Raw genomic sequence first — 19,897 nt, 5'->3', positions numbered from 1 at the left:
GTAGCGATCTGGGTTTCTGTGAATTGCTGCTTTTTCATTTTATGACATTTGAAATTAAACTTTTTGTCTAATTACTTCATGTCTTAATTTCAGGGAAGCTTACATTTTCGCATGAGTATAACGCGGGAGATGGTAAAGTGAAAGAGATCCGTTCTCTTACTATTCTGAGATTTTTCAGCCTTATTCTTTCGAGCGTCTCAAGATTTACCAATGAACGATACGAAAGATTATACCAATGCTGACGTGCGAACATCACGTTTAGAATGCTAATTCTGTCATGTTTAAAAGCTTATTTGTTCTGTTAGGGTTTTATATAGCACTAATAGTTGGGTGTAATTCGAAGCCTTCTAATCACAATATCGATAATCAACAAAATTCTGTGGACTGAAGGTCTCTACTTGAGGGGTTATAATATAAGAGACAATCAGCCGATAACAGACGATGATATCCGAAGTTTCGCGTTAACCCTTAAAACTCACAAAATAAAATATGCCTATCTCTTCGCCGGACCCTTCAATGTAGACGGAACACTTCCTGAATACCCGTTTTCAGCGCGCGCCCAGAAAAGTGTAGCATTATTAAAAAAATTATATCCAGAGCTTAAAATTCTACCTTGGATTGGTGGTGTTCAGAACAAGCAATTATATCTTGGGGATTCGCTTTGGGTAGCAAACGCATTATTCGACACGAAGCGACTGATTGATTCTCTACAAGTTCCGGGTGTGCATGTGGATTTCGAGTATATTCTTAAAGGGGAACCAGCTCTAGATTCCACCACATTAGCAGAAAAGCCTGGTGACGTGAACTCTTATGGTCGTAATGTCAACGAATTTCACAGAAAGCTTCGGAAGATTTTGCCGGATTCCTTTATTTCCTCGGTAGTTGTTTCGACGTCTCCGAAAACAAAGCATTGGAAAAGAAAAACGACCAATCAAGAAATAAAGACATTGATTAACTATGTAGATCAGTTATCCTTTTTATTTTATGACACTTCGATAACCGATCAAGATGTCTTTAACGAAAGTTGCAACTATTTGTTACGGGACATCCAAACTCTTAATTCGATACGTGATATTCAGTATTTAATTGGTATAGGAACATTCGTTAACGACAAAGAACTTCAGAAATATCGTAACATGGAAATAGAAAATATCTCCAACTCTCTACAGACAGTAAGTCGCGGTCTCGCTTCTATTGAAACTTCTGAAAACTATCTGAATGGAATCGCAATCGCCTGTTATTGGACAACTTCCGATTTTGACTGGCGTGCATTTGACAAGTATTGGGTGAAGCCTAAAACATCTTCCGTCCCGTAACGAGTTATTAACCTAAATCCGATAGTGTTTTCTTATCGCACTTAATTAATTATAAATCAGCAGAGTAAAGAGTGTTCAGCAAGTAAGCAGTTTCCGACTATGGCTACTTACCTCCCGATACAAAAACGGGAAGGCTACAATTTCAGGGAAGCTTACAACTAGTGACTAATCCTCGTATATTCAATTTCTAACAAAGTAAATTATGAAAATACTAGTTTTAATAATATCAATCATATTTGCTTATAGTTTAACATTGTATTCGCAGGTCGCGGTAACAAAAAAGAATGTCAGGGGTAATACAGAGACTTATGAGAAGTCATCTACGAAGTTTAACCACTCATTTAGAAATGTAAAAAGCAAATTTAAGAATCCAAATTACGCGATGAACGAATTTGGAGCGGCCGACATAATTTTCCCGGAAACCAAATTCATATACAACGCTATAAGAAATACATTTTCATCTTCAGAACTCGATGTTCTGGCAAGAGAGAAAAGCAGGATGTATATTGGCTGTATCTTTAATGTAAATGGAAGCTTGGAGGATATGCGTTTTATAATAAAAAACGACTTAATAATCACCCCCGAAAAAATTGAAATACTGGAAAAAGTTCTTACTAATTATAAAGTAAAAATTTCGAAGCTCTCCAAGCCGAATGTTAAATATGTGGGCGCCGCAATACCCATTGTGTTTGAAAAATTCATAAATGACACTTACAAATTATGAGGTCATACTGTAAACTTCCCCGAACGGAAAGTCTGCAAGGTCAAATCGCGTATTATCATTATTTCGACCGCTTTAGAATCAATGTTTTGGGTACGACAATTTCTCGGGGCTTATGAGTAGTTCCTGGTCTTCTTAGGCCTTCATCGGGTTTATCAGTTATCGTCCATTTTAACGTGTTCCTATCTACAAGCTCTAAATCAACAATACTAGACCCATTCGAATAAGTATACACAGCCTTAACTATATTCGGTTTGCTTTTGACGGGAAGCCCAACTGTAATTTGTTGCTCCTGGCTTTTATTGATGTTTCTGGCAATTACCACTTTGTTTTTAGTGTAATCAAACTGCCCTACCAAACAATCTACGGTAGCGTTTATATTTTTCACATAGAGATTATTTTTCTTTGTTAACACTAAAGTAAAAGTTGTAGCCCCCTCAGAGTAAATCCACCTGCCTGCAAAATCCGGGTTTATATCTATAACTAATTTGGCGCCTTTTAAGCCTCTTTCTTTATCTGCTTGCTGCGCAAAACCTGATACTGAAAAAAAGACTATGCATGTTATGATCAATAATTGATTTAAATTTCTCATTAGACAAGACCTGTTGTACTGACACTGACAGTGCCGTGTTTACTGATTACTGCTGAAACCTAACCGGTGTATCGTATAACTGATCATCAGAAATATAAGGATTTTTCCGACTCCAGAGGCGGTCGATGTAAAATATCACATAAGACCGGCGGCCGAATAGCATTCATATCGTCCCATTAAAAGGCAAATTTACCAGTAATATGTATTTTTACAATAAGATAATCGAAATTTATTCGATTATCTTATAAAATTTATACATTTGTTTATGGATTTATACCAGACCATCCGCTCATATGCTTCCCAGCCTTTAACGCATCAGGTTGTTGTTTCCCTGCTAAAGGGATACAAAAGACCCAATGACAAGGTGCATGCTTTACTGAATGAAGGAGTACTTGAATCAGTAAAAAAAGGATTGTATATCGCGGGACCGGCAATCACGACGGTTAAACCTGAGCCATTTTTATTAGCTAATCATATATTGGGGCCAAGTTATGTCTCGCTGGATACTGCACTGTCCTATCATGGCTGGATCCCGGAACGGGTTTATGAAGTATCATCAATGACTACTAAAGCAAGCAGGAAATTTATAACCCCTTTGGGAGTATTTACCTATACACATTTGTCACTACCCTATTATGCCTTTGGCATCCGGCAAATCCAGTTAGCTGAAGAACAATATGCGATGACGGCTACGCCTGAGAAAGCGCTGTTCGATAAGGTAGTTACAACTTCCGGTTTAATATTGAGGAGCCGCACGCAGGTATTAAATTATTTGCTGGAAGATCTGCGGATAAATGAGGATCGTCTGAAGGAATGCGACCTGCAGAAGATGTCCCAATGGGTGCAGGATGCTTCCAAAGCTGAGAGTTTATCTATACTCGTAAAAACACTTAAGGATCTATGATAAAAGAATGGCTGGATACTTATAGGCCGGGCAATAAGGATGAAGCTACCCAGGCGCTCCGGGAGATTATGCAGGAGATCGCACTAGCCGGGCTGCACCGTGCCGGATTCTTTGAAAAGGCAGCTTTTTATGGGGGTACGGCTTTACGGATACTTTACGGCCTGGATCGCTTTTCAGAAGACCTTGATTTTTCACTTCTTGAGGTAAATCCCGGTTTTTCGCTTAATAAGTACCTGGATGCTGTGCTTGCCGAATTTGAATCGTTAGGAATGCAAGTATCTGTCAGGGAAAAGCAAAAGACAATTTCAACAAACATTGAATCGGCATTTCTGAAGTCAGAAACTATCTGGAAAGAACTGATCCTGGACAATATTATTCCTCAAAGCGGACTGGGTCAGAAGCCCAATATTCTGATCAAGCTTGAAGTAGACAGGGAGCCACCGTTAGGCTTCGAAACAGAAGAGCGGCTGCTATTGAAGCCTTTTTCATTCTATGTGAAGTGCTTTACCATCTCCGATTTGTTCGCAGGTAAAATGCACGCGCTGCTTTTCCGCAAATGGGGGACAAACGTAAAAGGCCGTGACTGGTACGATATGGAATGGTATATTAAAAAGGGTATCTCATTGAATTTAAATCATTTCGTGCTGCGAGCCCTGGATAGCGGGGATTGGAAGAAAAAAACTATTACAGAAGAGGAGTTCCGGGAATTGTTAAGCGCAAGAATTGATACTGTTGATATGGACAGGGTAAAAGCCGATATCCGCCGCTTTATTCCGGATCAGAAGGTATTGGACATCTGGTCGGCAAAGTATTTTCATGATCTTGGTAAGCACTTAAAGATCGGTTCCGGTAAAGCATAGCCGGCCGGCATGTCTGAAACTTTTCATTCTACAAACCTAACCGGCTGTATCGTATAACTTATCATCAGCGTCCCTAAACGGCCTTCTGGCCCCAACACCGGCCCGCTAACTACGAGCTTCTTATTACCCACATTCTCCAGGCTAGTCTGTTTGTTACTCAGGTAAGCCCGCTTTCCAATGGTCAGAAAGGACCTTCCCTCTTCACGCGTATCAGTGGATACAATGATCTTCCCGTCTTTATCGGCAAGCGCGATGTGATGAATATTGGTTTTCTGAACCATTTGGTTCATATACGAACGGATCTGTTTCAGGTTACCCTGCAGCAGCTCGGCCTTTATGGCCCAGGCGAAGGGTTTGGAAAGCAGCAGCAGGTGCCCTTCGTGCGAATGCAGCACATGTTTTGCTGCCTCACCCATCAGCACACGGTTATCCTCCAGGGCTTCTTCCCGGACATGCTTTACCTCTATGGATTTGCCGATCCAGATCGCGGCCATAAGAAGCACCGCAACCGTTACAAATACATACCTGCTGTTGTATCGGGCAACTCCTGCAAACTCGCCGGCTATCTGCCCGCTCTTTGGCTTCTCATCCAGTGTATCCATAATCTGTTTTTAATCCAGGGAAGGGATTACCTGTAAGATACATAACATCCGGGACTTTAGGTCAGGCGCCCTGTTTTTTCAAAATACCCTTCAGTATCCGTTTGATCAGGGCCGGCCCCTCGTATACAAACCCGGTGTAAACCTGCACCAGTGCTGCTCCCGCATCAATCTTCTCCAGAGCGTCCGCAGCGGTATGAATACCTCCGACTCCAATGATTGTAAAAGCTTGCTTAGAGTTATCCGAAAGATAACGTATCACCTCTGTAGAACGGCGGGTGAGAGGCTTTCCGCTGAGGCCTCCGCTCTCCTTATGAAGGCTTTCGCCCGATGAGAGTCCCTCGCGCGAAATAGTGGTGTTGGTCGCAATAACCCCCGCTATCTTCGTTTCGGTTACGATCTCGATGATATCGTCCAGCTGTGAGTCGGTCAGGTCGGGCGCGATCTTTAGCAATATGGGCCTGGATATATCATTTTTCCTGTTACGCTGCTGCAATGAGTGCAAAATATGTTTTAAAGGCTCCTTTTCCTGCAGCTCCCGTAAGCCAGGTGTATTAGGCGAGCTTACATTCACTACAAAATAATCGACAACATCAAACAGGCGGTCAAAACATTTTATATAGTCGCTCAGCGCGTCCTCGTTGGGTGTGTGTTTGTTTTTTCCTATGTTTCCGCCTATTACCAGGCCCTGGCGGTCGAGCTTGCTCAAACGATGGGCGACAACATCCACGCCCTGATTATTAAACCCCATCCTGTTGATGAGCGCTTCATCAGCAGGCAAACGGAACATCCGGGGCTTCTCATTACCCGGCTGCGGCAGGGGGGTCACCGTACCTATCTCGATAAATCCAAACCCAAACCCCGCCAGTTCGCTGATAAACCGGGCATTTTTATCGAAACCCGCCGCAAGGCCTACAGGGTTGCTGAACTTTAAACCGAATACTTCCCTCTCCAGCCTTTTATCCTCCAGTTTAAAGGCGCCTTTTATCAGTGGCTTTACTCCCCAGATGCGGTTTGCGGCACGAAGCCCCCCGGTGACGAAATGATGAATATTCTCGGGATCGAATTGAAATAAAATGGGCTTTATGATCTGGTACATGAAGCGAAGTTACAGGTTTGCGTCCAAAAAACGAACCTCCACTCCCAACCCGATAGCATCGGGTCTCAACTCCCAACCCGGTAGCGCTGCCCCCCAAGGTGCCCGCCCGGACGAACACCGCCCGGACGGGTCGTATATATTTAAAATTCTTACATACGACCACCTCCGGGGTCGATTTGCCCGGGAACACCAGTTGCTATAAATATACGACCGCCTTCGCGGTCGACAACGAATTTTTTTAACCCGACACTAAGTTCTTGATAAAATATGCTCTTGTGCTTTAGATTGGTCGTTTTTTGATAAGGTTTAAAAAGCAAGCCCTTATTAAATCACCAGTAGCGCCGACCCCGAATGTGGTCGCCCGGATGAACACCGTTCGGACGGGGTCGATTTGCCCGGGAACACCGGTTGCTATAAATATATGACCGCCTTCGGGGTCGACAACATTTTTTTTTAACCCGACACTAACGACTTTCAGTAGTCAGTGATCAGTGATTAGTTTTCCACTTTCAGCTTTCAGTTTTCAACCCGATAGCTATCGGGTTTCAACTCCCCCCTTGCTATTCCCCAATAATTGCCTTACATTACGATGACATTTATCTATTCAAATTTATGGCCTTAATTGAGCAAATGGAAAGCCAGGGCAACTGGTTATTTAAACATCGGGGAATACTGCCGCTGATAGTTTTTGTAGTGGGAGCGCTTTTATTCTTACAAAATGAATCAGATCCAAAATACTGGACGCTGGAAGGGACTCCTTATGAAATGTCATACGAGCTGAGCTGCCTGCTGGTATCGCTGCTCGGCCTGGTGATCAGGATATATACCGTGGGCTTCTCTGCTGATAATACTTCCGGGCGCAATACTGAGCGGCAGGTGGCTGATGTTTTAAATACCAAGGGCATTTATTCTACGATGCGTAATCCGCTATATGTAGGTAACTTCTTTATGTGGCTGGGTATAGCGATGCTGACCGGCCATTTCTGGTTCACCTTTTCCTTCATACTTTTCTATTTCCTGTACTACGAAAGAATAATTTTTACCGAAGAACAGTTCCTGAGAAATAAATTCGGCAGCACCTATCTAAACTGGGCGAGTAAAACCCCTATCATCATCCCGAATTTCAGCTCATTTGTAAAACCGGATAATAAGTTCAGCTGGAAGAAAGTATTAAGACAAGAAAAAAACGGACTGGCCGCTTTATTTCTTATTTTTTGTCTTTTCGACATTTCAGGTGAACTTGTGAAAAGAAACAGGGATTACAACGAGGGGCTTCTTATTGCGGGTGCTTTATCGGTTGTGATATATTTAGTGCTTAAGTACCTCAAATACAACACTTCCCTTCTGAAGGAAAATACTTACTGAATCTTACTCGTAACCTTCGGGAGCTCTTTTTCCGAGGCGGAACCTGACTTTACCATTATCACCATCCAACGCGCGGAGATTAATCACTATCCCTTTCAGATCACGCTCCCGCTTTTTTGAAGCATTCGCTATCTGCTCATCTTTTGAGGGATTACGCAAAGGTACGCGAATGGCGATATTGGTACCCCTCGAGAAGCTGTATACCCCATCTAAAAATATGTTAAGCACTGTCGACCGGATCTCCATAGGAGGAATGATCACCTTTTCACCACGTATGGTAAGCGTATTTTTAAGAGTCGTAAAACGTATATCCGAGAAGTTGCGGTTTGGAAAAGCAAAGTTCCCAACCTTCGTCATAGGCTCGAAATTAACCAGCGCCCCGTTCCGGATGTCGAAACGTACGGTACCCCGGAAAGACCTCGGTACGATCACTCCGCTGTTGCTCATCGCGCCCGATACTGATGTTCCGCCAAAAAAAGTGCCCCGAAGGTTCTGACTGGTGATCGCATCCTGACCAAAATTATCGAAGGCGTAAAACAAGCGCTCCACGTTCACATTATTGATCCTGGAATCGATCGTAAAACGGTTGAGCGCCCCTGTCTGGTCAATATTTCCGGTAACATTCACCGTTCCGCCGCCCTGCTTCAGGCTCAGATTATCCATCACTATCCCGGATTGCCTCAGCGTAACCTGGCCCCGCACGTCGGTAGCCACAAATTTCTTATAGATCAGTTTATTGATGCCCAAATTCATCCGCATACTCGCCTGCTCCAGGATCCGGTCAAGATCGCCCGAAATCTTCCGGACACCCCGCCTGGTTTTGGATGCGCTGCTGTTCCCTCCCTGCCGGCGGCCCACGAAGGCCATAAATTCATTCAGGTTAATCTGCGGGCTCCGCATCTGCCAGTCGACCAGCATCTTTTCCGGGTCTGAGTAGTACAGGTTTGAAAAGTTCTTTATTCCGCCCTCCATGGATATGGCAGAAGATCCGCTTCTAAGCTTCAGGTTATTTATAAAAAGATCTCTCCCCTTGAAGTTCATCACCATCTGCATATCCTCCAGGGAAAGATTACGAGGCTTGTAGGTTGCTTTGGCATTGGCGGCATTAACAGAACCATAGATAAACCGCTCCCCCTTATCGTTCTGATCGAAGGGCGCTTTATAGCTCAGGTCGACTTTCGCTGTCCCCTTGTTAAAAATGAAAGTTGTGCCGCCGAGCACATCATTAAGCTTGGTTAATGGAAAAGAAGACTTGAAGTTCCCGGCAAATACCGGCTTCTTCAGGTCACTGATCACGATAGAATCAGTGACGAAAGGAATACCATAATATTTTCCTTTCATCCTGTTAAACCGAACTACCGAATTGGCATCATTTCTCGGGCCGCCCTTAAGCCATTCATTATTATAGAAGCCTGTAAAAGCCACTTCTGTTATGCTCTCCCCACCGACGGTCAGCTCATTGTTATCAACTACCCATGATACATTGATAAGCGGCTCGCCGCCCCGCCTGAGCTTGCCTTTAATAGACGCCAGGACACTGATTGGCTTTTTAATATCGTATTTCGACAGCTTCTTAGCCAGGTGAGGAGGCAATAAGGGCAGTGCATTCTTATATAAGACAGACGATGTTTTAATGTCGAGCTCGTAATCCGTCGCATCAGGAGCAAACTTAAACTTCCCGCCAACGTCAAAATCATCATCACCGATACTGATCTGCTGGTTCGGTATAGTCAGAAGGTGATCTTCGTCCAGAAAAGACATATCCAGATTCATATTCAGCACTTTGTCCTTTATAAAACTTCCCTTTTTTATATTAAAGGAAAACGACTGAACATGAGTTACCAGTTTCACATTGCCCTTCCAGCCGCGGGCATCATACTTTACCCGGCCAACAGCGTCAGCTATATTAAACCGGAATAATTTATTTTTAAGGCGGTCATCAACTGTAAGGACAACATCGTTGAAGACAACCCTGTTGATCTTCTTCCGCCCGCCATTACCGTCACCGCCTTTCTTCCGTTTCTTAAAAATATCCGTATTCCTGACCCCGGTGCTGTCTGTAAAAAGATAGATCGCACCATCGTCTATCCGGATATCCTTGATAGTAGGCGTAACTGACAGAATAGAAAACGCATCAATAGCAATAAATACATTCTTTGCGTTCAGGAGGTCATGCTGATGCTTATCCCACAGGCTATCCCTTAAAACCACATTCTCGAGAGAAACCGAGATGCCGGGAAAGCCCCTGATCAGGGAAGGTTCCATACGCTCAATCTCCAGGCGCCCCTTAAGGTCCTCATTCAGCTGCTCGCTGATGGTTGTCAGCAGCTCCTTTTTGTTGGAATACACATAGGCGGCAATGCCCATCCACATGACGACGATAAGGCCAAGGAAGACCCCTGCAATTTTGAGTGTTAATTTTAACCAGCGCGGCATGTATGATTTCTATAAAATGTGATCCGGTATTGGGATAAAATTAAATATAGTCAAAATGTACGCCAATTGCTTCGCTTCACCCCCAATGGCAAATTTTCTATATATGGGAGATAACCCTGGCCGTGTGCAGCGCCGAAACCCGTGCTGACAAGCAGAGCGAATTTCAAGGCGCCCGATGCAAAATGTCATTGCGAGCGAAGCGAAGCAACAAATAACACTTAAATTCCGTACTTTTGCGCCAAATGATTGCGATAAATAATCTGACGTTCGAGATCGGTGCACGGGCATTATACGACGAAGCAAACTGGCATATAAAACCAGGTGAGAAAATAGGACTGATCGGTGCTAACGGAACCGGAAAAACAACCCTCCTGAAAATAATTGTTGGTGATTACACACCCACCAGCGGTACCATATCCATGGCGAAGGACATCAAGATCGGCTACCTTAACCAGGACCTGCTGTCGTACCAGTCTGACAAAAGCATTCTGCATGTAGCCATGGAAGCTTTCGGCCGCCAGAACCAGCTTCACACAGAGATTGAAGAACTTCTGAAAAAAATAGAAACCGAATATACTGATGAGCTGATCAATAAGCTCAGCGATAAACAGCAGGAATTCGAAGCCCTCGACGGCTATAATATCGAATACCGGGCGCATGAGATCATGGCCGGGCTGGGCTTCAGCGAGGCAGATACCCATCGCACGCTAGCCGAATTTTCGGGGGGATGGCGGATGCGCGTGATGCTTGCCAGGATCCTGCTTCAGGCGCCTGATATTCTTCTGCTGGATGAGCCTACGAACCACCTGGATCTTCCCTCGATCAAATGGCTGGAAACCTATTTACAGGCTTTTGAAGGCGCCATCGTGATCGTATCGCACGACAGGTACTTCCTGGACAGGGTAGTGAAGAAGATCGTCGAATCGCGCAAGGGAAAACTGATTCCGTATGCAGGAAACTACAGTTTCTATGTGGAAGAAAAAGGATTGCGCGAGGAGATCCAAAGCGGGCAGTATAAAAACCAGCAGGCTAAAATAAAGCAGGAAGAGCGGCTTATTGAGCGTTTCCGCGCTAAAGCCAGCAAGGCCAAGATGGCGCAGTCAAGGATCAAGGCCCTTGAAAAAATGGAACGTGTGGATGATGTGGATGATGATAACCCTTCCGTGAACTTCAGCTTTAAGTTCAGCAAGCAGTCGGGCCGCCACGTGGTACGCATTGAAGACCTGACCAAATCCTATCCGGGTGTACCTATTGTTAAAAATGCAACAGCAACTATCGAAAAGGGTGATAAGATAGCCCTGATCGGAGCCAACGGACGTGGTAAATCCACCGTTCTGAGGATCATTGCCGGTGCGGACAAGAACTTTACAGGCATGTGCGAAACCGGGCATAACGTAACGCAAACCTTTTTTGCGCAGCACCAGCTGGAGGCGCTGCACCTTGAGAACGAGATCATCCGCGAGCTTCAGGCTTTTGCACCGAAACATACTGAAACAGAACTCCGCTCTATACTGGGCTGCTTCCTGTTCACCGGCGACGACGCCTTCAAAAAGATCAAGGTCCTGTCCGGGGGAGAAAAATCAAGGGTTGCACTCGCGAAGGCCCTGACGGCTGATGCCAACTTCCTGATCCTGGATGAGCCTACCAATCACCTCGATATAGCATCTGTGAACATCCTTATCCAGGCATTGGACCAGTTTGAAGGTACTTTTATTGTGGTGTCGCACGACAGGTACCTGCTGGATAACGTGGCCAATAAGATCTGGTTTATCGAAGACCAGGAGATCAAGGAATATCCCGGAACCTACGCCGAATACGAAGAGTGGAACTCCAGGCGGGTGTATGTGCCTAAGGCCATAGTTGCCGAAGCACCTAAAAAGGAAGAGAAGAAAGCGGAGAAACCCAAAGTTCAGTCTGAGAATAAGGCCAATGATCTTAAAAAGCTGAACCAGGCGCTTCAGAAACTTGAAGAAGAGATCGCTGAGCTGGAAACATCGGTAAAGAATGCAGAGGCAGAACTGGCGAAAGAAGAAATATATTCAGACAGCGGGAAACTATCTGAAGCCAACCGCCGTTATCAGCAGTTAAGTCCCCGTTTACTAAAGGCCCAGGCCGAATGGGAACGGATGGCTGAGGAGATAATGAGCTATGGGCTGTAAGCTATGGGCTATGGGCTTTGAGCCAGGGGCTTTGGGTTTAGGGCTATGAGCTTTGAGCCGCAGCCCATATCTCATATCTCATGGCCCATATCTCACAGCTCATAGCCCAATACTGATCATTATGCAGCGAACATTAATTCTCTTCTTAATACTGTCCGGGATCAGTTCCGGGTTCGCTCAGAAAAAAGCCAGGGTACGGCCTGCAGAAACTCCGCAGAATGAGATCCGTTATGAGAATTTTGTATACATCCCCGAGATCCGGACGGTAGAGTTTTACAATCGTTCGAAGGAGCAGTCAACGCCTGTTTACACCCTGGGAAGCGAGGAGGCACTAATATTAGCTTTCGACGACCTGCGCGGCGGCTCGCGGAGCATCAGCTATTCATTGGAGCATTGCGATGCAGAATGGAAAAGCAGCCGCCTGTCGCCGATGGATTTCATTGAAAGCTTTACGGAAGACCGCATTATCGACTACCGTTCCTCGTTTAACACTCTTCAAAAGTATACACATTACGAGCTCCTGATCCCAAACATGACGGTCAAACCCAAGATCTCCGGCAATTACCTGCTTAAGGTCTATGAGGATAACGACCAACGGAAGGTTCTTTTAACCCGCCGCATGTATGTGCTTAACCCCCAGGTTGCTATCGGTGCTGAGATCGCCAGCTCAAACCTCATCGGCGAGCGTGAGCAGAGGCAGAAGCTGAACTTCATTGTCAACCACGGGCAGCTGAATATCAGCAACCCGTATATCGACGTAAAGGTCTTTATTACTCAAAACAACCGGCCCGATAATATGCAAACCGTTTTGAAGCCCACCTTTATACGGCCCGGGCAGCTCGTTTACAATGATCTTCGCAGCGTCGATTTTAAGGGCGGTTCAGAATTCAGGCGGTTCGATATCCGCAGCCTGCGTTTCCGTACCGAGCGGGTTTCAAAGATCAGCAGCGACACAGCCAACACGATAGACCTGGTCACCGAAGTTTCAGAAAACCGGCCCGGCTATACTTTTATGTACGATGAAAACGGCGCTTTCATGATCCGGAACACCGACGGCCGCGACAACCGTACCGACGGGGATTACTCCACGGTCAGGCTCTCCCTGGCAAGCAAAAAGCCATCTGCCGACGGTGATGCCTATGTGGTGGGCCAGTTTAACGACTACCAGCTAAACAATAAGCTGACTTATGATGAGATCAGCAACCGCTTCCGCGGATCTGTATTCGTCAAGCAGGGTGTGTTCGATTATCATTACATCTGGGTAAGCGGCGATGGCAAAACCCGCGATGATATTGTCTTCGATGGTTCTCACTTTGAAACTGAAAATGATTACCAGATTTTCTTTTACTACCGTAAACCGGGAAGCAGGTGGGATGAGCTGATCGGGTTCAGCCAGGTGAATACGGTTAAAAGGTAGTTGTACGTGATACGTTATACGCTGTACGTTCTCGTGTTAACGCCTAAAGAGGCTTCTACTTAGACGTTACTTGACAGCGTTTAGATACTTATAACGTAAAACGTATTACGTACAACGTTATAAGTTCCCGTGTTAACGCCTAAAGAGGCTTCTACTTAGACGTTACTTGACAGCGTTTAGATACTTATAACGTAAAACGTAAAACGTACAACGTATAACTATATTTGTCCCCATGAGCATCCTGTCCAAAAACCCTAAGAACTCATTCACAATAATGAATGAACTTGTTCTTCCCAACGACACCAATACCCTGAATAATTTAATGGGAGGCCGGCTGCTCCACTGGATGGATATTGCTGCGGCCATTTCAGCCCAGAAGCACTGCAACAGGATTGTGGTTACCGCATCGGTTGACAACGTGTCATTCCAGCATCCGATCAAGCTCGGTGATGTAATTACGATCGAAGCAAAGGTAACCAGGGCATTCAACACTTCGGTGGAGGTCAGGCTTTCAGTATGGGCAGAGAATATCCCCTCCGGATCGCGGGTTAAGTCGAACGAAGCCTTTTATACCTTCGTAGCGCTCGACCAGGAGGGCAGAACTATCCCCGTCCCGCCTATTCAGCCTGAAACGGATGAGGAGCAAAAACTATATGATGGCGCCCTGCGCCGCCGGCAGCTGCGGCTGGTACTGGCCGGTAAAATGAAAGCACACGATGCGCTGGAATTGAAGGCTTTGTTTTTGGAAGGAAAGGCTTAACCCGGCGGTGTTCGGTGATCGGTGGTCAGTGACCGGTATTCAGTATTCAGTAATCAGTAATCAGTGATCGATAGTCAGTTTCACACTTTCAGTTTTCAACCCGATAGCTATCGGGTTTCAACTTTCAACTTTCAACTTTCAACTTTCAACTTTCAACTTTCAACTCCTGACCCGCTTCCCATCTCCACTATCCTGTCAAACTCTTCCCTTTTTATTGAAACAACCGATAACCTCCCCTGCCTGACCAGGTTGATATCCTTCAATTGCGCATCCGCTTTGATCTGAGCCAGGGTAACGGGCTTTTTTAGCGGTTCTACCGGGGCGAAATCTACCACTACCCAGTTCGTATCATCAGTCGTCGGATCCTGGTATGACTCACCAACCACCTTGGCTATTCCAACTACTTCCTTGCCTTCATTACTGTGATAAAACAACACCAGGTCGCCCTCTTTCATTTCCCGCAGGTTGTTCCTGGCCTGGTAATTCCTTACTCCATCCCAGAAGGTTTTACCGTCCTTGTTAAATTTATCCCAGCTGTATTTGTGGGGTTCGGATTTGATTAGCCAGTAGTTCATTTGTTTTGTTTGTATTAGGATTCAAAAATAAGAAATTGTGATCACAGCAGCTTATCTGCCGGCAAATTAAAAATCAGTCCTGCTAATTTCTGTTTCGAGAACTGGAGCATCAGAATCGGAGAACTCATCAGAAATTCCAAAGTTTAGATCCGGATAATCCAAAATCAGAGTCAAGACAATCCAAATTAATCTACCCAGACATTAAGCGGTCCGCTATTAAAAAATCTGCAACATTTTATTGAATTGGTAGAGCCACAATCTGTTCGTCCGCATTTGGTGTATGGAGGAGATCAAGCTTTAGTTCGAAGCAATGTACAGGTATTATCCTGGAAATGCTCTACCGTGGCTCCCCCTTACGCTGAAACGTGGGTGGGGTGATTCGCTTCCAGCACGTCCTTTTTTCGTATCTTTGTGCTAACCGGCATTAACTATCGCGCTATAAAGCCGGTTCTCAAAAAAGAAATATGTCGATTACAAACGAGAGTGAATTGCTCGGTATGAAAAAAGCCAGCGACGCCGTTGCTTATACACTGAAGGAAATGAGAAATTTTGCCCGGGCGGGCATGACGACGAAGGAACTGGATAACTACGGCGGGCAGATCCTCAGGGACCTGGGAGCCAGATCAGCGCCGCATCTGACCTATGATTTCCCGGGCTGGACCTGCATCAGCGTGAACAATGAATTTTGTCACGGCATCCCGTCCGAAAAGCGAATACTGGGTGAAGGCGACTTAATAAACATTGATGTTTCTGCAGAACTGGATGGTTTCTGGTCTGACAATGGCGATTCCTTTGTGATAGGGACAGATATTAACAAGCACCAGCAACTGATCGATGCTTCAAAACAGATCCTGCAGAAGGCCATAGCCAATATAAAGGGCGGGGTCCGGATTGCCGACATCGGCCACCTGATCGAAACTGAAGCGAAGAAAAGAGGCTACAAAGTCATTAAGAATTTAACCGGGCACGGTATAGGAAGAAGCCTCCACGAAGAGCCCGGAGAAATTGCAAATTACCGCGATAAATATAACCCGGCCAGGTTTAAGAAGAATTCTGTGGTTGCTATTGAGACATTCATCTCCACCGCATCCACATACGCAGAAACCCTGCCCGATGGCTGGACAATGGTTGGAAATAAGGGCGGTTTTATGGCGCAGCATGAGCATACGATTGTTGTTACTGACGGCAGGCCGGTTATATTGACAGCGGCGAATGGCATTTGGAACTAAGGTAAAATTCCCCATTGTAGCCGATCCGGCGTTAATTAATCTGCATATTCCCTCTCCCAATTCTTAATCTAAATCAAGAAATTCCAGGGGGCACCGACGTAAATTGCATTCATTAAATGAAAGGAATTTTACGATGAAAAAGCTCATTGAAAAAGTTGTAGCAAATACCACCAAACCGCATATGGTTGGTGATGGATTCCGGGTCTTCAATTATATACCGGGAGCGGGTATACCGCAGGAACGGATCAGTCCGTTCTTACTGCTGGATTTTAACCCGGAATATGATTTTGGACCTTCCGAGCATTCAAGAGGCGTGGGTGTGCATCCCCATAAGGGCTTCGAAACGGTTACTATTGCCTATAAAGGAAGGGTAGCCCATCACGACAGCACAGGGAGTTCAGGCGTGATCAACCCAGGCGATGTGCAATGGATGACCGCCGGCAATGGCATCCTGCATAAAGAATACCATGAAGAATCTTTCTCTAGGACTGGCGGCCTTTTTGAAATGGTGCAGCTTTGGGTCAACCTTCCTAAGAAAGATAAATCCACCATCCCTCATTACCAGGAACTTACCGCAGCGGGCATGGGTAAATTGGAACTGCCGGACAATGCCGGCCTGGTAAATGTTATTTCGGGAGATTTCAACGGCATTAAAGGCCCGGCAGCTACCTACAGCCCGGTAAACCTATCTGATATTAAACTGAACGAGGGAGGTGAAGTCAGCACTTCTATTCCTGCAAGCCATAATGCAGCTTTGCTGGTGGTGAACGGAGCTATAGAAGTAAACGGCAGGGAAGCCGGCGAGCACAGCTTTGTATTGTTTGCTAATGAAGGAGAAGAAATTTCTATCAGGTCGAAAGGCAAAAGCGTGGTTTTGCTGCTGAGCGGCGAACCATTGAACGAACCCATAGTAAGTTACGGTCCTTTTGTAATGAACAGCGAAGCAGAAATTCGCCAGGCGATCGCTGACTACAACCAGGGAAAGTTCGGGGTTTTAGCGGATTAAAAAATCAAGCGGGTGCCTTTCCTTGCGGGAAGGCATTCGTTTGCGTTACCGAAGAACATCCCCGAATCGCAATGTTAATAAATAGTCAACTATGTAAAAGTATTTTAGGTGTGTTAGTTAATAAGCACCTATATTAGGGTCATAATCAGGATGATAATGCTAAAAGGTATCCCTTAAGCCTTATGGACGGGAGCTCCGACACATTCATCTATTCTGCCATGAAGTAAACATCTACTATGACCACTGCCCAAACAGATACAGACGGTTTGATCATATTAAGGCCTGATGAAGGGCGGAGATACAACCTGGGCTCAATGAAGGCTATTTTCAAGGCCGACGAAGAGGAAACCGATGAACAATATTCCGTTTCAGAATGGTGGCTCGACCCGAACTCTGACGGACCGGGCGCTCATAGCCATGAAGCCAATGACGAAATCTTTTATGTCCTCGAAGGCACCTGCACCTTCCTCGTGGGTGAGGAATGGGTAGACGCCGAAAAAGGATCTTTCCTGAAAATACCGGCAACAGTACAGCATGATTTTGCCAACCGGACCAATTACCGCACCGGCATCCTTAACTTTTTCATTCCCGGCGGATTCGAAAGGCATATGCCATCGATTGTGAATTGGTTTAAAGAAAACAGGAAAGGCTAAAACCGCCACTGCTGCCGGCGCTGTTACTAATTGCCAAATTTTCTTAATTTCACCCCTGATGAAATTTCTGTTCAGGATCCTGCCGGTACTTATAAGCTTTTTTCTTTCCTCCTGCTACTACATTACCAATATCAATGAAGAACCGCCACCCACTTTCACTGACGTGATCGGCATTAAATACAGCGAGGTGCATCGCCGCTTTGATAACGGATTGTCTTTTCACGAGTCTGGTTTCCAGCTGCAGCCCGAATGGGAGGTTTACTTCAGTGCAGAAGATTCGATCAGGATATACAGTCCGGAAAGGCAGCAATATATGCCCTACCGGATCTTCCATAGCCATAAGGCCTTGTTTCATTTTGCACGCGATTGGTTCAGGGTAAAGCATGTCAGTAAAGACAGCCTGATCCTGCAGGTCATGGAGCTCGAATCGAGGGTGGTAAAAGAAGAACTTTCCGATGTTTACATGACCCTGTATTCCCACGATTATATCAGTAAGGTACTGAAAACTACTGCAGAAAAGCTTCGGGAACCCAGCCGCGAGGATAGCCTCTTCATTAAATACCGGGCTATCCAGGCAAACAGCGATCCGGATAGCGCCTTTGCTGCGCGCAACCCCGTGGTATTAACCAGCAGGAGCCCTATCCTGCAGGTCGAAAAAGTAAAACCAACAGCCGACCCCTACCTGGGCTATATCAGCCGGTCGGAAGAATATCTCTATCCTGAATACCGGATCCGCATCGATAAAGCTTACCAGGATTTCCAATACTCGTTCCAGGTGATAGTAGACCACAAGGGGAAGATGACTTTTAAGGACTTCCTGGTTGGCGTAATGCCGGAATTCCGGGAAACTAAAACCCGCGTGGTCAAGGGTATAGTCGATGTTTATCTAAAAAACCTGGTCAGCGTAAATCCCGGCAATACCCTGGGGTACCCCCATTCGAGTGTGATTAATTTGAATGTTGTTGGGAGAAAACGTTAAAATTTTTAACGCAAGATTGCAAAGGTTTCCCTGTCCGGCGGACTTCGTGCCCCTTGCGTTTAAATTACACGCCAGGCCATCCGCAGGCTCCTTTAATGAATGATCTTAAACAATAACTCCTTTATTAATTCCGCGTCCTCTGTATTCCCGCTGGCATCGACCCCCTTAGTCTTCAGGTCGCATTCACGCAGGTAGCTGATTATCTGAAAGGTTTTCTGCTTGCTGAAACTCCTTCCCGCAGTTTCATAGTCCTTTACAAAGAATGGCGCAACGCCGAGTTCCCGCGCCAGCCCCTGCGGACTGCGGTCGGTTGCGTAATGATACTTCAATATCTTCGAAAAATAGGTATTCAGCGTACCCAATAACAGCTGAACAGGGTTATTCTTTGGATTGGCGGCAAAATAGTTAATGATCTGGTTCACCTTAAATGCATCCTTCCTGGCAATAGCAGTCTGCAGTTCAAATACATTATACTCTTTACTGATTCCAATATTGTTCTCTACATCCGTAGAGCTGATCTCCTCGCCCTGTTTTACGTTAAGCATGAGCTTTTCAAGCTCATTAGCAACTTTGGACAGGTCGTTGCCCAGGTATTCTGCCAGCAGCGCCGAAGCCCGGGCATGTATGGAATAACCCTTTTCCCTGACAAAATCTTCTATCCAGCCGGGGACTTTGCTTTCATATATCCCGGCCGACTCGAATACGAGGCCTTTTTTTTCAATAGCTTTGTAGGTCTTCTTCCGCTTATCAAATTTGCCGTTCCGGTAACAAAATACGAGGATAGTACTTGGAACAGGATTCTCAAGGTACGTTAACAGCGGGTCAGCTGATTTCTTCCCATCGTCATCCTTGCCCCACTTCAGGTCCTGGGCTTCCTTAACGATCACCACCTGGTATTCACTCATCATCGGGAAGCGCTTGGCGGAATTGACGATGCTCATCACATCACTGTCCTTTCCATAAAAAACAGACTGGTTAAAACCCTTTTCGGCATCGTTCAGCACGTTTGCTTCGATATAATCACTTACCTTATCGATATAATAAGATTCTTCTCCGTGCAAAAGATACACCGGCTTGAATTTGCGGTTTTTAAGGTCTTTAATAAGGTCGCTGATGTTCATTTTGAGGAGGCAAATTACGAAATATTGCGTCCTTTCAAGATGCATAGGTTTAAATAATGCAACAATTAAAGTTGGAGAAGAAGGAAATTATTGGAATTTTGCAGGA

At 45.4% G+C, this 19,897-nt stretch carries 18 protein-coding genes; 12 read left to right on the top strand and 6 right to left on the bottom strand.

All coding sequences use genetic code 11. From position 1 onward, the window contains the following. Positions 1 to 398 precede the first annotated feature (398 nt). Positions 399 to 1,316, top strand: a complete 918-nt coding sequence (locus P2W76_RS09620; protein ID WP_276347587.1) for a hypothetical protein — start codon at positions 399 to 401, stop codon at positions 1,314 to 1,316. Between the two features lie 202 nt (positions 1,317 to 1,518). Then, entirely contained in the window at positions 1,519 to 2,040 is a 522-nt protein-coding gene (locus P2W76_RS09615; RefSeq protein WP_276347586.1) for a hypothetical protein, read from the top strand. A 58-nt stretch (positions 2,041 to 2,098) separates the two neighbouring features. Here P2W76_RS09615 and P2W76_RS09610 read toward each other — a convergent pair whose 3' ends face one another. Next, a complete protein-coding gene (locus P2W76_RS09610) occupies positions 2,099 to 2,629 on the bottom strand; it encodes a DUF6705 family protein (protein WP_276347585.1) in 531 nt (176 codons plus the stop codon). 265 nt (positions 2,630 to 2,894) lie between these two features. On the opposite strand from P2W76_RS09610, the gene P2W76_RS09605 reads away from it, so the two are divergent. Further along, positions 2,895 to 3,533 carry a hypothetical protein gene (locus tag P2W76_RS09605; RefSeq protein ID WP_276347584.1) on the top strand — a complete coding sequence of 213 codons (639 nt, stop codon included), beginning with the start codon at positions 2,895 to 2,897 and terminating at the stop codon, positions 3,531 to 3,533. Continuing rightward, positions 3,530 to 4,393, top strand: coding sequence for a nucleotidyl transferase AbiEii/AbiGii toxin family protein (locus tag P2W76_RS09600; RefSeq protein ID WP_276347583.1), 864 nt, complete (start codon positions 3,530 to 3,532; stop codon positions 4,391 to 4,393). Before P2W76_RS09605 ends, P2W76_RS09600 begins: the two co-directional genes overlap by 4 nt. A 23-nt stretch (positions 4,394 to 4,416) precedes the next feature. On the opposite strand, the gene P2W76_RS09595 is transcribed toward P2W76_RS09600, so the two are convergent. Next, complete coding sequence (locus P2W76_RS09595; RefSeq protein WP_276347582.1) at positions 4,417 to 4,995, bottom strand: PDC sensor domain-containing protein; 579 nt, start codon at positions 4,993 to 4,995, stop codon at positions 4,417 to 4,419. Between the two features lie 61 nt (positions 4,996 to 5,056). Beyond that, positions 5,057 to 6,091: a quinone-dependent dihydroorotate dehydrogenase gene (locus P2W76_RS09590; RefSeq protein ID WP_276347581.1), complete on the bottom strand. Its 1,035-nt coding sequence runs from the start codon at positions 6,089 to 6,091 to the stop codon at positions 5,057 to 5,059. A 612-nt stretch (positions 6,092 to 6,703) separates the two neighbouring features. Between P2W76_RS09590 and P2W76_RS09585 the strand changes: the two genes are divergently transcribed. Beyond that, on the top strand, positions 6,704 to 7,456 hold the full coding sequence (locus P2W76_RS09585; protein ID WP_276347580.1) for an isoprenylcysteine carboxylmethyltransferase family protein: 753 nt from the start codon (positions 6,704 to 6,706) through the stop codon (positions 7,454 to 7,456). 3 nt (positions 7,457 to 7,459) lie between these two features. Here P2W76_RS09585 and P2W76_RS09580 read toward each other — a convergent pair whose 3' ends face one another. Beyond that, on the bottom strand, positions 7,460 to 9,892 hold the full coding sequence (locus P2W76_RS09580; protein WP_276347579.1) for an AsmA-like C-terminal region-containing protein: 2,433 nt from the start codon (positions 9,890 to 9,892) through the stop codon (positions 7,460 to 7,462). 242 nt (positions 9,893 to 10,134) lie between these two features. On the opposite strand from P2W76_RS09580, the gene P2W76_RS09575 reads away from it, so the two are divergent. From P2W76_RS09575 to P2W76_RS09565, 3 genes are all read left to right on the top strand, one after another. Further along, a complete protein-coding gene (locus P2W76_RS09575) occupies positions 10,135 to 12,051 on the top strand; it encodes an ABC-F family ATP-binding cassette domain-containing protein (RefSeq protein WP_276347578.1) in 1,917 nt (638 codons plus the stop codon). A gap of 121 nt (positions 12,052 to 12,172) precedes the next feature. Next, positions 12,173 to 13,468: a DUF5103 domain-containing protein gene (locus P2W76_RS09570; RefSeq protein ID WP_276347577.1), complete on the top strand. Its 1,296-nt coding sequence runs from the start codon at positions 12,173 to 12,175 to the stop codon at positions 13,466 to 13,468. Positions 13,469 to 13,700: 232 nt separating this feature from the next. After that, positions 13,701 to 14,228, top strand: coding sequence for an acyl-CoA thioesterase (locus tag P2W76_RS09565; RefSeq protein WP_276347576.1), 528 nt, complete (start codon positions 13,701 to 13,703; stop codon positions 14,226 to 14,228). Positions 14,229 to 14,380: 152 nt separating this feature from the next. Here P2W76_RS09565 and P2W76_RS09560 read toward each other — a convergent pair whose 3' ends face one another. Continuing rightward, entirely contained in the window at positions 14,381 to 14,803 is a 423-nt protein-coding gene (locus tag P2W76_RS09560; protein WP_276347575.1) for an EVE domain-containing protein, read from the bottom strand. 464 nt (positions 14,804 to 15,267) lie between these two features. On the opposite strand from P2W76_RS09560, the gene map reads away from it, so the two are divergent. The 4 genes from map (at position 15,268) to P2W76_RS09540 (ending at position 18,670) form a co-directional block, all read left to right on the top strand. After that, entirely contained in the window at positions 15,268 to 16,032 is a 765-nt protein-coding gene (gene map / locus P2W76_RS09555; protein ID WP_276347574.1) for a type I methionyl aminopeptidase, read from the top strand. A gap of 133 nt (positions 16,033 to 16,165) precedes the next feature. Beyond that, positions 16,166 to 17,038, top strand: a complete 873-nt coding sequence (locus P2W76_RS09550; RefSeq protein ID WP_276347572.1) for a pirin family protein — start codon at positions 16,166 to 16,168, stop codon at positions 17,036 to 17,038. Positions 17,039 to 17,274: 236 nt separating this feature from the next. Further along, the gene (locus P2W76_RS09545) at positions 17,275 to 17,691 is read left to right on the top strand and encodes a cupin domain-containing protein (protein WP_276347571.1); all 417 of its coding nucleotides are present in this window, start codon (positions 17,275 to 17,277) and stop codon (positions 17,689 to 17,691) included. A gap of 58 nt (positions 17,692 to 17,749) precedes the next feature. Then, a complete protein-coding gene (locus tag P2W76_RS09540) occupies positions 17,750 to 18,670 on the top strand; it encodes a hypothetical protein (RefSeq protein WP_276347570.1) in 921 nt (306 codons plus the stop codon). 92 nt (positions 18,671 to 18,762) lie between these two features. Here the strand turns inward: P2W76_RS09540 and holA are convergent, their stop codons facing one another. Continuing rightward, a complete protein-coding gene (gene holA / locus P2W76_RS09535; protein ID WP_276347569.1) occupies positions 18,763 to 19,791 on the bottom strand; it encodes a DNA polymerase III subunit delta in 1,029 nt (342 codons plus the stop codon). Positions 19,792 to 19,897 lie beyond the last annotated feature (106 nt).

The organism is Daejeonella sp. JGW-45, assembly GCF_029360805.1.
In the GTDB taxonomy this organism is placed as follows: Bacteria; Bacteroidota; Bacteroidia; order Sphingobacteriales; family Sphingobacteriaceae; genus Daejeonella.
Note: the sequence above shows the minus strand (reverse complement) of the source record. Positions and strands in the feature narration are given on the sequence as shown.

Coding starts and splice junctions, on each gene's coding strand:
- P2W76_RS09550 (WP_276347572.1), top strand. CDS start 16,166: ATGAAAAAGCTCATTGAAAAAGTTGTAGCAAATACCACCAAACCGCAT.
- P2W76_RS09600 (WP_276347583.1), top strand. CDS start 3,530: ATGATAAAAGAATGGCTGGATACTTATAGGCCGGGCAATAAGGATGAA.
- P2W76_RS09570 (WP_276347577.1), top strand. CDS start 12,173: ATGCAGCGAACATTAATTCTCTTCTTAATACTGTCCGGGATCAGTTCC.
- P2W76_RS09580 (WP_276347579.1), bottom strand. CDS start 9,892: ATGCCGCGCTGGTTAAAATTAACACTCAAAATTGCAGGGGTCTTCCTT.
- P2W76_RS09615 (WP_276347586.1), top strand. CDS start 1,519: ATGAAAATACTAGTTTTAATAATATCAATCATATTTGCTTATAGTTTA.
- holA (WP_276347569.1), bottom strand. CDS start 19,791: ATGAACATCAGCGACCTTATTAAAGACCTTAAAAACCGCAAATTCAAG.
- P2W76_RS09605 (WP_276347584.1), top strand. CDS start 2,895: ATGGATTTATACCAGACCATCCGCTCATATGCTTCCCAGCCTTTAACG.
- P2W76_RS09585 (WP_276347580.1), top strand. CDS start 6,704: ATGGCCTTAATTGAGCAAATGGAAAGCCAGGGCAACTGGTTATTTAAA.
- P2W76_RS09590 (WP_276347581.1), bottom strand. CDS start 6,091: ATGTACCAGATCATAAAGCCCATTTTATTTCAATTCGATCCCGAGAAT.
- P2W76_RS09565 (WP_276347576.1), top strand. CDS start 13,701: ATGAGCATCCTGTCCAAAAACCCTAAGAACTCATTCACAATAATGAAT.
- P2W76_RS09545 (WP_276347571.1), top strand. CDS start 17,275: ATGACCACTGCCCAAACAGATACAGACGGTTTGATCATATTAAGGCCT.
- P2W76_RS09575 (WP_276347578.1), top strand. CDS start 10,135: ATGATTGCGATAAATAATCTGACGTTCGAGATCGGTGCACGGGCATTA.
- P2W76_RS09595 (WP_276347582.1), bottom strand. CDS start 4,995: ATGGATACACTGGATGAGAAGCCAAAGAGCGGGCAGATAGCCGGCGAG.
- P2W76_RS09540 (WP_276347570.1), top strand. CDS start 17,750: ATGAAATTTCTGTTCAGGATCCTGCCGGTACTTATAAGCTTTTTTCTT.
- P2W76_RS09610 (WP_276347585.1), bottom strand. CDS start 2,629: ATGAGAAATTTAAATCAATTATTGATCATAACATGCATAGTCTTTTTT.
- P2W76_RS09560 (WP_276347575.1), bottom strand. CDS start 14,803: ATGAACTACTGGCTAATCAAATCCGAACCCCACAAATACAGCTGGGAT.
- map (WP_276347574.1), top strand. CDS start 15,268: ATGTCGATTACAAACGAGAGTGAATTGCTCGGTATGAAAAAAGCCAGC.